Source organism: Aneurinibacillus thermoaerophilus (genome assembly GCF_900099925.1).
In the GTDB taxonomy this organism is placed as follows: domain Bacteria; phylum Bacillota; class Bacilli; order Aneurinibacillales; family Aneurinibacillaceae; genus Aneurinibacillus; species Aneurinibacillus thermoaerophilus.
Window position 1 is genome coordinate 17662 of record NZ_FNDE01000042.1, and the last position, 12577, is coordinate 30238.

General features: G+C 38.6%; 8 protein-coding genes, 6 tRNA genes, 1 rRNA gene, 2 pseudogenes and 1 riboswitch. Of the genes and pseudogenes, 3 read left to right on the forward strand and 14 right to left on the reverse strand.

Annotated elements, in window-relative coordinates:
• Positions 1–347: 347 nt before the first annotated feature.
• The 3 genes from BLR88_RS15980 to BLR88_RS15990 all read right to left on the reverse strand — a co-directional run bounded on the left by BLR88_RS15980 (position 348) and on the right by BLR88_RS15990 (position 3476).
• Positions 348–1706: an MFS transporter gene (locus BLR88_RS15980; protein WP_082705920.1), complete on the reverse strand. Its 1359-nt coding sequence runs from the start codon at positions 1704–1706 to the stop codon at positions 348–350.
• Between the two features lie 149 nt (positions 1707–1855).
• Positions 1856–2902, reverse strand: coding sequence for an LLM class flavin-dependent oxidoreductase (locus BLR88_RS15985; RefSeq protein ID WP_057898128.1), 1047 nt, complete (start codon positions 2900–2902; stop codon positions 1856–1858).
• A 238-nt stretch (positions 2903–3140) separates the two neighbouring features.
• Entirely contained in the window at positions 3141–3476 is a 336-nt protein-coding gene (locus BLR88_RS15990) for a DUF3870 domain-containing protein (RefSeq protein ID WP_057898127.1), read from the reverse strand.
• A 232-nt stretch (positions 3477–3708) separates the two neighbouring features.
• Here BLR88_RS15990 and BLR88_RS15995 point away from each other — a divergent pair, with 232 nt between their 5' ends.
• Entirely contained in the window at positions 3709–4332 is a 624-nt protein-coding gene (locus BLR88_RS15995) for an SHOCT domain-containing protein (RefSeq protein ID WP_057898126.1), read from the forward strand.
• A gap of 326 nt (positions 4333–4658) precedes the next feature.
• Here BLR88_RS15995 and BLR88_RS16000 read toward each other — a convergent pair whose 3' ends face one another.
• The gene (locus BLR88_RS16000) at positions 4659–5228 is read right to left on the reverse strand and encodes a C40 family peptidase (RefSeq protein WP_162265001.1); all 570 of its coding nucleotides are present in this window, start codon (positions 5226–5228) and stop codon (positions 4659–4661) included.
• A 20-nt stretch (positions 5229–5248) separates the two neighbouring features.
• Positions 5249–5375: riboswitch (cyclic di-AMP (ydaO/yuaA leader) on the reverse strand.
• Positions 5376–5707: 332 nt separating this feature from the next.
• Between BLR88_RS16000 and BLR88_RS16005 the strand changes: the two genes are divergently transcribed.
• Positions 5708–6460 carry an arylamine N-acetyltransferase family protein gene (locus BLR88_RS16005; RefSeq protein WP_082705918.1) on the forward strand — a complete coding sequence of 251 codons (753 nt, stop codon included), beginning with the start codon at positions 5708–5710 and terminating at the stop codon, positions 6458–6460.
• Positions 6461–6782: 322 nt separating this feature from the next.
• Here BLR88_RS16005 and BLR88_RS16010 read toward each other — a convergent pair.
• A pseudogene (locus BLR88_RS16010) lies at positions 6783–8283 on the reverse strand (anion permease).
• 552 nt (positions 8284–8835) lie between these two features.
• On the opposite strand from BLR88_RS16010, the pseudogene BLR88_RS16015 reads away from it, so the two are divergent.
• A pseudogene (locus BLR88_RS16015) lies at positions 8836–10284 on the forward strand (oligosaccharide flippase family protein); the annotation flags it as partial.
• A gap of 37 nt (positions 10285–10321) precedes the next feature.
• Here the strand turns inward: BLR88_RS16015 and BLR88_RS16020 are convergent.
• The 9 genes from BLR88_RS16020 to BLR88_RS16060 form a co-directional block, all read right to left on the reverse strand.
• Positions 10322–11062 carry a polysaccharide deacetylase family protein gene (locus BLR88_RS16020; RefSeq protein ID WP_091261190.1) on the reverse strand — a complete coding sequence of 247 codons (741 nt, stop codon included), beginning with the start codon at positions 11060–11062 and terminating at the stop codon, positions 10322–10324.
• On the reverse strand, positions 11055–11282 hold the full coding sequence (locus BLR88_RS16025; RefSeq protein WP_057898122.1) for an N-acetylmuramoyl-L-alanine amidase family protein: 228 nt from the start codon (positions 11280–11282) through the stop codon (positions 11055–11057). The genes BLR88_RS16020 and BLR88_RS16025 overlap by 8 nt, the downstream gene beginning before the upstream one ends.
• Positions 11283–11769: 487 nt before the next feature.
• Positions 11770–11846: transfer RNA gene (locus BLR88_RS16030), tRNA-Val, on the reverse strand.
• A gap of 27 nt (positions 11847–11873) precedes the next feature.
• Positions 11874–11959 (reverse strand) — tRNA-Leu (locus tag BLR88_RS16035).
• 64 nt (positions 11960–12023) lie between these two features.
• Positions 12024–12098, reverse strand: a tRNA-Cys gene (locus BLR88_RS16040).
• 8 nt (positions 12099–12106) lie between these two features.
• A tRNA-Pro gene (locus tag BLR88_RS16045) sits at positions 12107–12183 on the reverse strand.
• 23 nt (positions 12184–12206) lie between these two features.
• Positions 12207–12282 (reverse strand) — tRNA-Met (locus BLR88_RS16050).
• A 7-nt stretch (positions 12283–12289) separates the two neighbouring features.
• Positions 12290–12365: transfer RNA gene (locus BLR88_RS16055), tRNA-Asn, on the reverse strand.
• A gap of 95 nt (positions 12366–12460) precedes the next feature.
• Positions 12461–12577 (reverse strand): 23S ribosomal RNA (locus tag BLR88_RS16060); the annotation flags it as partial.

Consider the following 12577-nt stretch of genomic DNA (forward strand, 5'->3'; position numbering starts at 1 on the left):
CTAAACTCATAGCTGGAACGATGGACATCCCGAGGGGGGAAGATTACTGACATTGATGATATGTAAATCCAAATCACCAATGCGCCTGGACTACCAACCAGACCGTGTTTTTACGTTCCATTGTTTATTATATTACATATCCTATATGTCTTCAACCATTTTGCCCGTTCGTTCATGAATGAGAAGCTCAACACAACTCCTGCCATCATTTCACCTCCAACCTTGGGTTGACCCAAAAAACGCATAAATTATCTTATAGAATAACAAAAGTTTTAATTTTTCTTAGCACTCGTCTGGTGAAAAAAGCCACCGATCAAAGAATGGATTTTAATTACGCTCATTTCATTTTATATAATCTCGTTATGATGACGGTTAGATATGAAGAATATTGCTATTGTAGCTATAATTCCGGCGACAACGAACGTATAAAAGCTAAATAATTCATTAAATCCCATGGATATAAACAGGCCAATCAATATCGGTCCGGATATGGCACCAATTCGACCGACACCAAGCCCCCATCCTAATCCTGTACCTCTTACAGTGGCAGGAAAGTATTTCGAAAGATAAGCATGCAATAATTGCGTATTTGCTATTGTACCAATCCCTGTTATACCAATACAACAATATACCAGTATTTCAGATTTAGTTATGGTAACAAACCACATTCCTAAAGCAGCCAGGAAATAAGAGAGACCTATAACCTTCTTTGACCCCCATTTGTCAGCTATTGCACCGCCTAAAATGACCCCTATCGCCGCAGTAAGATTGAGCGTAAGCAAGAATGATAGACTTGAACCAAGCGAGTGGCCTAATTGACGCATGATTTGCGGCAACCATGTATTTAATCCATAAATTAAGTAAAAGCTCATTACATAAGTAATCCAAAATAATATCGTAGTCCTTGCAAATTTTTTGGAAAACAAAGTTGATAACCCATACATAAGGCTCTTATAATTTTGCTTTTCAGAATCATTATTTGTATACTCTTCAGAGAAATCCATCTGGTAACGCTTACAAATATCTTCGGCTTCTTGGACACGACGATGTGAAAGCAAGAAACTTACTGATTCAGGCAAGTACCGGATAATAAACGGAACGGCCAAAATAGGTATAGCCCCTATCCAAAACAAAATTCTCCAACCGAATGCTGTAAGTAATACTAGTGACAATAATACAGCGATGACAGTTCCTATAGCATATCCTGAAAACATTATTGCATAATTTAAGGATCGACGATGCTTAGAAGAATATTCGATCGTTAACGCCGATGCTGTTGGGATAATTCCGCCGAGACCAATTCCTCCAATGAAACGAAAGACACCAAACATTTCTGCGGATGTTGCTATTGCTGATAAAGCCATAGTAATCGAGAACAGAGCGATACTCCATATAAATGTCCATTTTCGTCCAATTAAATCCGTAATTGTACCTACCGCTATAGCTCCAACTAACATTCCAATAAGGGCGTAGCTACCAATCGCCCCCGCTTGTGCAGGTGTAATCCCCCATTCTTTGCTTTCCAATAACTTAGGAAGAACAGCGCCGTAAATTCCTAAATCATAGCCTTCTGCCATAATTCCGAAGAAACAGATGGCCAAGACAAGATATGTTAATTTGGCTGGTACAGTATTGTTTCGTATATCTATTGCGTTTGCATTTTTCTTTAACTCGATTTGATTCGTGCCTATGAATTGTTCACTCATATCTCCCATCCTCCTCAGATCAGGTCTATAAATTTAAAACAGTCAATAATATCATTTTTGGTATGCAAATGATACTGCCGACTTTTTCAAGATATGAAGTGAGCATCAAACCAATTTGTGTTCCAGATGATACCCCTTTGCTTTTAAAATTAAGAAGTAACTATGTGACTATTTTCCGTTACAACACTTTTTCGTTTGATGGTATCATTTTTAAACGCAGGCATCACTTCTTTAGCCACTATTTCTATAGATTTCAACACTTCTTTATGTGGCAGCCCTCCAAAGTTCATGAGCATCATAATATGGTCACAGCCAGCTTCTTGATATTTCCTGAGTCTGTTTATGACATCTTCAGGGGTGCCAATGAGTAAATGTTCGCGTTTTTCAAGATCTTCAAATGTAGCGTTTCTTCCATACTGGCGGGTATCTAAATACAGATTTACATGTTTTTTAGACACTCGTTCCGCTTCTTCGCGTGTTTCGGCTACAAACGTGTGAACTGCTAAAGGAATATTTATTTCACTTTCGTCATGTCCGGCCTGATGATATGCTTCTTTATAGTTATCAATTATCTCTTTTAACTCTGATAAAGAGTTACTGGCGACATAAGGGACTCCCATAATGTTATATCCCATTTTAGCGACAAATTCTGCCCCCCTGCGGCTTAGTGTACCGATCCAAATCGGCACTTTTTTCTGTTTTGGCAGTACCTCTAATTTAATGTTAGAAAATTGATAATAGTCTCCTGAATGGGAAAATTTTTCCCCAGTCCAAGCTTTTTCAATAACAGCTAGAGCATCATTGAATCGAAGCGCCTTATCAGCGGGATCGACGTTGAATCCGGCAAATTCGTGAGGAAGATAGCCGCTCCCAAACCCCAAATTTATTCGACCATTGCTCAATACATCTAATAAAGCGTAATCTTCGGCTACTTGAATAGGATTTTTGAATGGCAAAGTAACTATAGAAATACCAAGGCGAATATTTTTTGTTCGCTGTGCCGCTACAGCGAGTAAAATTTGCGGAGTGGTTAAAATTCCGTATTCACTAAAATGATGTTCGGCAAACCATACTGAATTGTAACCCAATTGGTCTGCATATTCTGTTTGTTCTAAGACTTCATGAAAAAATTGTTCAGGGGTACGATTGAACATTTTTTTGTAGTTGTCAAATACTGTGAATAAACCAAATTCCATAATGATTCTCCTCTCGTTTTATTGTAAAAATAAAAGCCAGTAGCAACTAAAGTCCATAAGAAACCTATCGTTTCCAGAACCTTCGTTTCTACTGGCTACCAATTTGCTTTATTGAGACTGGGTTCATGCCCCGTCCTCGGCAAATCGCCCAGTTAACAACGTAAATATAAAGATTATACTTTAAATAAATTATATAAAAATTTTCTGTAAATTGCAATCCCTTACATCTTTGTTTTAATTAATTTTTTACATTTTCTTTATCTAATTCAATATATCGGTTATACCCTGAAAGAATGGCCTGTATGACGGCTTTTTTTGGCGGAACGATAAATCTGCGTTCGACTGTATTAATAATTTCATCGATGTCTCGTGTAATAGATTTTCCACGAAGTAGCGCCGAAATAAAGTCATTAGTAATATCTCGAATAAAAGTAAAAGTACAGTCTACGATAATATCTGTTTCTGTATCAATAACAAGAATACACCCGATTGATTTTTGCACTTCAAAAATTGGAGTCCCTTTAGGGAGCTGAGCAAATCCGGCCACTAAGACAAAACTGTCCCTTATTTCCATTTTGAATATTTACACCTCACCCTTACACAATAATTTTATCTATGCCCATCATCATAGTTGAAAAATATGTAATTCTTTTATCATGGCGATTCTACTATTAATATTATTTTACCATGGCACGCGAGAAATCCCCTTCCTCCAGAATTTATACTATATTTTGTTTATTAAGGATTTGATTTCCTTTATAATTACTATTAAAGTAACTTTTGATATTATGGGCGGTGAATACACAATGTTAGTACAAAAAAGCAAGTTTGTTATACGTACCTTTAAAATCACTGAAAATGGACTATTATATGGTTATAAACGCTTTTTCTTTAAGCATGACAAACTTATTAAATTCGAAGATATTCCTGAAAATCAGGTATCTTTCTCGGTATTCCCTAAAAAATCCTTTATTGCAGCTATCATTTTTACGTTAATAAGTGCCATGATGGCATGGGACTATTTGTTTGCAAGTTCTAACACTGATAAAGCAGAAGCGCTAGACTCTTTGACTTTTTATTCACCTATCTCATGTTTTTTTTGGATAATGTTTTGGTTTAATTATAATACTTATACTTCTTTATCTGATCATAAAACAGACATTGTCTTTTTTGAAAATATTCCTTCGTCAGAAAAAGTACATGATTTCATAAAAGAATTACAGCAAGCAAAAGAGAAATATATTAATCAAAAATACTACAACCATATTCACTATCATAATTTAGAACCTTCTTCTATTTCCGCAGAAATATTTAGGCTATCACAGCTTAAAGAACAAAATATAATCTCGGAAGAAGAATTTAATGAAATAAAGAAAGAGTTAATACAATCTAAGAAAAATGAAGAAAAGACAATTGGCTTTATGCGTTAATCCATCCATTGAAACCTAAGAATCTAAAGCCCCTCCACCTAAACGGGAGAGCACCGAAAAAGTACCCGACTTTTTTCCGTAAAGCGGAAGATGGGTGCTTTTTCTTGTATTTCCTAATAAGCAATTAAATCCCCTAGCTTTATGTCACTAAGGAAACATTTATGAGTTTAACCATTCGTTATAAATGAATCCGTATGTTAACAAAGTGAATAGTTAAAGTTAACAAAAATAAAGAATGCCACTGGAAATAATCCAGCAGCACTCAGTTCACAGAAAATGCAATCGTTTTTCAGTGCTCTCTCTTTTAAAGAAAAGTGATTTATAAACTAAAAGTATCTGCGTACCTGTGCAAAGTGGCTTTGGCACCATGACGAACTTAGATCGGTGATTTGTACACCTCTACCTGGAGCAGGTGCATGAATCATCTGATTGTTTCCGATATATATTCCTTCGTGATAGCCGCTACGTGATCCCGAATGGAAAAAGACAATATCACCAGGCTGCATATCGGATTTGCTTACTTGGTAGCCTTGTTTCAGTTGTCCGATAGGACCAGTTGATATCGAGATGCCGAAATGCTTGTACACATATGAAGTAAATCCTGAACAATCGAATCCGGTTTGCGGGGATCTTCCTCCATGTACATACGGTATACCGATAAACTGTTTGGCATAATTAGCGATCTGAAGTCCTGTTGCTGACCCAGTAGTTAAATTAGCACTTTGCGTTGGCCTATTGTTTGTAAATGGATCTGTCTGTTGTTTGGTGCTCACCTGGTGAGGCCATGTATATGCTTCGCCTTGCTGTGATTCAACTTGCTGTGCTTGAGCTTGTTGAGGTACCAAGTTACTCATTCCGGTAAGCAAAACCCCAGTCATTCCTGCAATAGTAATCATGCGTTTTAACAAATTATTACACTCTCCCTTTCCCATGCCTCCGAGGTTAGCTGACGGGTTCGGTTGAAAGGTGCCCGATCGTATACACGATTTCACCCCATAAAATGATTCCCCCGTTCCAATTGATGGACTAGGCATTCATTGAATCCTTTCTTACCTTACCGTATAAAGACGAGCGGTACATTAGTAAAGGGATGGGTGTGTCCCCATGTATTTCCGACAATAATGAGTCCCGGTATATGCACATTAAGTTAATATATTAGACTTGCCCAAAAATAAAAAGAACCGAAGATCTTCCTAATTTTTGATAAAATCAAGCTCTGCTCCTGCTTTCGCTTCATATATGTAGTAAAATTTTTTATCAACACAAATCAATTTTCTTGAGGGAATAAAGTGTGTATCATATACTTATAGAGGTGATATTTTCTGGATGGCAGATACACAACGTGAAAAGTTGTTAAGCATAGGAGGAGATTTGATTGAACGTACGCGAGTACCTCAAACGTATTGGTGTTGATATTGAAGACATTCACGCCGATTACCAGTCGCTTCAATTCATTCAAATGCGTCACATGCTGTCCGTCCCGTTTGAAAACTTGGACATCATAAACTCCCGTCCTATTGAAATAAACCTTGAAGCAATTTACCAAAAAATTGTTGTAAGTAAACGAGGAGGATATTGTTATGAATTGAACGGACTGTTAGGTTGGCTTCTACAAAATGTGGGTTTCTCTGTGTCACTGGTTTCTGGCCGGGTTCATCACGGTGATGGTACATATGGCCCTGAGTTCGACCACATGGCTCTTTTAGTACACCTCGAAAAAGACTATATCGTCGATGTCGGGTTTGGTGATTCCGTGCGTAGCCCTCTTCAGCTTTCGGGAGACATTGTCACCGATGTCAGTGGTTCGTACCGTATCACGAGTGAGTCAAATTCCGAGACCTTATGTTTCCAGAAATTAGTGCAGAATGAATGGATTACAGAATTTAAATTCACGAAAAAACCTCGTAAACTTGACGAGTTTTATGAAATGAATCAGTACCAGCAAACTTCTTCGGAGTCTCATTTCACGAAAAAACTTATCTGTTCTCTTGCTACACCTAATGGTCGAATCACTATTTCGGGTGATTCACTAATCGAGACAATTAACTCCATAAAAACTAAACGGATGATTTTGTCTTCCGAAGAAAGAAACGAAATCTTGAAGCAGCGATTCGGAATAATATTATAACCTGATTCCATATGCAGTGGAAAATAATTCTTCCACTACTTCTCCCTTATCTCTCACCTGTTCTCAAAGTGTATCAACATCATCTACATAGAAATTAAAGCATCCAGGGGGAGGATAATTTTCATGCTCCATGATGGCAAACATGGCTCCACTTTCATTTAGTAGCCACCAAAAATAACCCGGCGCAAGGCCAGGTTATTTTTGGTGAAAATTATGTGGCACAAGTGTGTTGTAAATCATACAAACGGGTTGTTTCTGGAAGACCTGTAGCAACGAATCCCGCCACCCATTTAGATAGCGAGATTTTTCTTTAAGACTCTATCTACCATAAACCAAGTAGTTTCCACCAAAGGGAGCCAACTCCTAGCCAAATAATAATATTAATAATTGAGATGGCTAATCCTATAGCCCACCATTTTCCCTCTGATACATAACCAGGACCAAAGAGAATGGGGGCTGGACCAAAACCGTAATGAGTTATAGAACCAAACAGATTACTGAAAAACGCGAGCATTAATGCCGTAAACATTCCCGGTGCTCCTACAGTAAGAGATACCGCAAGAAATGCAGCATACATTGCACTTACATGTGCAGTTGCACTAGCAAATAAATAGTGACTATAAAAATAAGCCATACCTAATACTAACAAGGCTACCATTGGAGACATACCTGATACTAATCATGGTCAAACCATATGCATCCATCATATCCGGATTAAGTACCATTGGAGACATACCTGATACTAATCCCTGAATTTCCTTACTAAACCAAGAGATTAACCCAAGATTATTTAGTTGCCCTGCCATCATAACAAGTGCGGCAAACCATACAAGTGTATCCCATGCCATCTTCTCACCTTTAACATCTGTCCAGGTTAATACTTGAGTAAGAAGAAGTAAAGACACACCGACAAGCGCAGCTGTAGTAGCATCCACGCCAATCTTTTCACCAAAAATCCACAACCCTAAGACCGTTACAAATACAAAAACCATTCTCTTTTCTGCTTTGCTCATCGGCCCCATTTCTTTTAATTTTTCTATCGCAAATTTTGCCGCGTTTGGTGTTTCTTTAATTTCTGGCGGATAAATCTTGTAGATGAACCAAGGAATAATAAGTAAGCTAATGAGACCAGGGACAATAGCTGCGAGCATCCAACCACTCCAACTGATTTGTATGCCGGCTTCTTTAGCCATTGATACAATAAGTGGATTAGCTGCCATCGCCGTCATAAACATAGCGGATGTCACTACGTTGACCTGAAATGCAGTCTTTATCAAAAACGAGCCGATTTTCCGCTCTGTCCCGTCTTCAGGTTTTGAATGAAATGAATGAGCCAAAGCGGAAATAATCGGAAATACGATACCACCTGCACGAGCAGAGTTACTGGGCATGGCTGGAGAAAGTATAAGGTCAGTGAACGCCAGCGCATATGAAAGACCTAGTGTTTTCTTTCCGAATTTATTCACAAATATATAAGCAATACGAGAACCTAATCCCGTTTTTGTAACACCGCGAGAAATAATAATTGCACATACAATGATCCAAATGGTACCATTACCAAATCCTGATAGTGCAGTTTTAAGAGGTACTATATCTGTTATAACTGTCATAGTAATAGCAATGATAGAAAGACTTCCCATCGGCATCGGTTTAATAATAAAACCAACGATGGTTGCTACAAAAATAGCAAGTAAATGCCACGCATCAGGTTTTATCCCTTCCGGCGGTGTGATAAACCAGATAATTAAACCGATGGCGATAATTATGGCCAAAGGAATAAATTTAATTTCCCCTGATGTTTTGTCTGCAATGTTCTTTCCCACAATTTTTTCCTCCTATTTTACAAATCAACATTTTCTTGGTATATGTTCATCTTCATTCATGAACATATTTACAATTCATTATCTAACCCCTTTCATATTTTATTTATTCCTAAATTAATATAACGGCGGAATGGGATACTATATTAAGTTAAAACCATTCTATATATTGACAAATCATTGAACATATTGTAGCAAATGGATGGCAGAGCAATCATCTTTCATCCCACGATTGAAGCCGCGAGTTTTCATATGGAATTTTCTTCAAAAAAAACTCCACTGACCGTTTGGATGACTGCTGAAATAATGTGCACCTTCACTCACCCCTAAAAAATTCTTCTTTGACTAATTAACATAATTTCTAATCATTAAAGTTTCATTTCTTTTTTAAATCATTAAAATATTCTATAATCCCACTTTATATAAAAAAGCTAACCAATGCAGGCTAGCTTTTCCCATTTAATATCTGCATGAGGTAAATATCAATTAAAGCACCAGTTATGATTGCTAAAAAAGTTCGTCTAAGTAAAAACAAATGTTTGTCCATATCACTTCTTAGCCTGTCTTCATATGATAGTAGGAGCAGAAGGAGTAGGATTGTACCAGATCGCCTATTCTTATTATGGTTTTCTCCTCACCTTTATTTCTGGAGGCTTTCCGACCGCTCTTGCTTTTATGACGGCAAAGAATCAAAAACAGGGAAAAGTTCTTTTAAAAGCAACCACGTTTCTTTTAATGATTATCGGGGCAGCTATCGGCAGCGCATCGTATATGCTTGCACCGGCCATCGCTGATTTTATGGGAGACAGTCATCTTACTGTGCCCATCCAATATATCGCACCGGCATTATTCATTGTCCCACTCCTTAGTTTGATGAGAGGATTTCTGCAAGGGGTGGAACATTATGGTTCTATTGCCGCTTCGGAAGTGGTGGAACAGATCACTCGTGTGGTCACCATGCTGGCGCTTACGACGCTTTGGATAGGATATGGAAATGACTTTGCTGTAGGAGGAGCGGTATTTGGTGCGTTTACGGGGGCCGCAAGCGCGTTGGTATTTTTGCTTGTCATGTTTCGATTCCGTGTTTGGCAAACATATGGAAGCGAGGAAAATTTTGGGTCGCAGAGGCTTACTATACTACCTGATATATCATGTTATTTGAAAATGGCCATGGCTATTTTGGTTACCCGCCTGATTGTACCATTATCCGAATTTCTGGATGCGCTTATTATTCCGCATCGGCTACAGGATGCTGGGCTAAGCATATCACAAGCTACCAGAATCTTTGGAGAGATTTCCGGAATGGCAACCATAATCGTGTACCTTCCAACTTTAGTTACAGACGCCTTATCTCATACGCTGGTATCCAAAATTGCAGAAGAGTGGAAAGAGAAACAAAGCGCGGCAGTTTTCAGACGTATTCGGTTAGCAATCCAACTAACATGGATGTGGGGGCTGAGCTCAGCTTTATTCTTATTTTTTTATGGGTATGAACTCGGGATGCTTTTGTTTGGCAACTCTTCTGTAGGAGGAGCTATTCGTTATCTTTCCCTTATTCCTCTGATTACGGGAATAAGGGAGATAACCACAACCGTTTTATGGGCGCAAGATAAAAAAAAAGAACCGATGATAGGACTTGTTGCCGGCACCGTTTGTTCGATATTGCTCAGTTACGCTCTTGTGGGCATTCCTGGCTTTGGCTACGAAGGTGTAATAATTAGCATATTGTCATTGGAATATATTGCAATGACTTGGAACTTCAGAATGGTAAGAAAGCAGAATAAAGAAATGTCCCTATCTTTCTCCATAGCAAAAGAAACGATTAGGTTGCTTTTAATCGGAATAGGTTATTTTCAACTTCTGCATCATTTAAGTGAAATGTATCTTATACATGCACCCGGATACTTACAAGAAGCTGCGGAAATGGCAGCATTTTATATTGGGATAACGATTTACACCATTTTACGTTTTGTAAAAACAAACAAAATGAAACTGTTTTTATAATGTCCTTGATCAGAACGTGTGCTGTCATGCATTTTTTCTATTTCGTGGAATCTACATTCCTGTCTTTGTAAGCGAGTAGTTGGGAAACTGTTACAAACGTGTATCCTTCTTTTGATAATTTGTTTAAAATGATATCCAGAGCCTGCACCGTTTGCGTTCGATTTCCTCCTGCGTCATGAAATAAAACGATATTGCCTGGCTTTGCGTTTTTGCAGACTTTGTCCACGATTTTTTGAATGCCCGGGTTTTTCCAATCTTTCGTGTCTTGTGTCCATGACCACATCACCAACAGATGATTTCCCTGCTTTGCGGCTTCAACAACCTTTTCGTTATATACTCCGCCTGGTGGACGAAAAAAAGTAGGGGACACTCCGGTGATAGCATAAATAATACTGTCTGTATCTTCAATTTCCTTTTTAAGTCGGGCAAAGGAAATACGATAGAGAGAAGGATGAAAATAAGTATGGTTGCCAATTTCATGACCGTTTTGCTTTAGTTCTTTGATAATCGCAGGATTGTTTTTGGCTTTTTGTCCGACCACAAAGAATGTGGCTTTTGCTTGATACTTATTTAACAACTGGATTATCTGTGGAGTATATAAAGGGTCAGGGCCGTCGTCAAACGTTAAGGCAATCACTTTTTCCTTCGTATTTACTTCCCATACGACTTTTCCCGTTGATTCCCAATAGGCCCGATTTTTCTCAGCACCATATGCTGTTTCATAATTGTTGATACACAAGAGGCTCAAAAAAACAATAAAAAAAAATCGTTTAGTCATATAAATCACTTCCTTTGCAACTGGTTTCTTTGGATAGTGTTTGATTTAACAGCAAGAAGTATGTGTCAATAGCTGCGCTCATCGCGTTAGCTATCTGAATTTGCTGCGAAGAATCGGTCATACGCATCCGATCCATAGGATTGCTAACAAATCCTATTTCTACCAGGATTGTCGGACAAATGGAATGATTAAGCAAATTGGTGATTATAGCCGCTTTCATGATGCTTCCCTCCTCTTAAGGTAAGAGTTTTATGGATAGTTTGTACAAATAGGTGTCTATAAATTAGAATCCGTCAGTCAAATCTTTACATAAATGTAGGTTTTACTAGAAAATAATTACTACATATGTATAATGAGGTATTTATTATAACCTGAGTGTTTTACAAAATACTCACATAAAAATACGAAAAACCTTGGCGCTACAGTCGCCAAGGTTAATCCATCGCCAGCAAGCTAACAATGACCACTATCCTAAAACTGGGGATAAGACTATTCTTTCACTAAAACAAGGGAAAGGATTTTTTTTGGTCATGTCTATTCTCACGTTCCGCCCGATATATAAAAACAAGTAGCAAAATGTCTGAAGAATATGCTTTTTTGACACTCAAGCATACAAAAATAAAAGCAGCCCACTTTATTAGTGGACTTAAACAAACATGGGTATTAAAAATACCCTTATATATCAAGGGCTTTAGCTTTCAAATGTATGGTGGACCCGATTGGAGTCGAACCAACGACCTCTACCATGTCAGGGTAGCGCTCTAACCAACTGAGCTACGGGTCCAATTATGTTTTAAATATAAATAATGAATGGTGCGGTCGGCGAGACTCGAACTCGCACGGTCAGGGACCACTACCCCCTCAAGATAGCGTGTCTGCCAATTCCACCACGACCGCATTTTATAAATTAACTATTTTATTATACCAAACTTTTAATTAGTTTACAATATTTTTTATTTTCTGGAGGGAGCACCCGGATTCGAACCGGGGAATAAAGGTTTTGCAGACCTGTGCCTTACCACTTGGCTATGCTCCCACATAAAATGGTCGGAACGACAGGATTTGAACCTGCGACCTCACCCACCCCAAGGGTGCGCGCTACCGAGCTGCGCCACGTCCCGATATATCAATCATAAATACTTATTGGTTGCGGGGGCAGGACTTGAACCTGCGACCTTCGGGTTATGAGCCCGACGAGCTACCAACTGCTCCACCCCGCGATATTAATGGCTCCGCAGGCCGGACTCGAACCAGCGACCGATCGGTTAACAGCCGATTGCTCTACCGACTGAGCTACTGCGGAACAATAAGTAAAGAAAGCTTTTTTGTCAAAGTGCTTGGTCACACCTTGAAAACTGAATCAGAAGAAACATGACGCACAGGATATCCAGTCTATCTTTGGTTAAGCCCTCGACCGATTAGTATTCGTCAGCTCCACGTGTTGCCACGCTTCCACCTCGAACCTATCCACCTCATCATCTATAAGGGGTCTTACCAGCTTACGCTGTGGGAAAT

What these genes read in the sequence shown, in the direction of transcription:
- BLR88_RS15995 (WP_057898126.1), top strand. Translation starts at nt 3,709, where the DNA reads ATGTTAGTACAAAAAAGCAAGTTTGTTATACGTACCTTTAAAATCACT.
- BLR88_RS15985 (WP_057898128.1), bottom strand. Translation starts at nt 2,902, where the DNA reads ATGGAATTTGGTTTATTCACAGTATTTGACAACTACAAAAAAATGTTC.
- BLR88_RS15980 (WP_082705920.1), bottom strand. Translation starts at nt 1,706, where the DNA reads ATGAGTGAACAATTCATAGGCACGAATCAAATCGAGTTAAAGAAAAAT.
- BLR88_RS16025 (WP_057898122.1), bottom strand. Translation starts at nt 11,282, where the DNA reads ATGAAAGCGGCTATAATCACCAATTTGCTTAATCATTCCATTTGTCCG.
- BLR88_RS16000 (WP_162265001.1), bottom strand. Translation starts at nt 5,228, where the DNA reads ATGATTACTATTGCAGGAATGACTGGGGTTTTGCTTACCGGAATGAGT.
- BLR88_RS16020 (WP_091261190.1), bottom strand. Translation starts at nt 11,062, where the DNA reads ATGACTAAACGATTTTTTTTTATTGTTTTTTTGAGCCTCTTGTGTATC.
- BLR88_RS15990 (WP_057898127.1), bottom strand. Translation starts at nt 3,476, where the DNA reads ATGGAAATAAGGGACAGTTTTGTCTTAGTGGCCGGATTTGCTCAGCTC.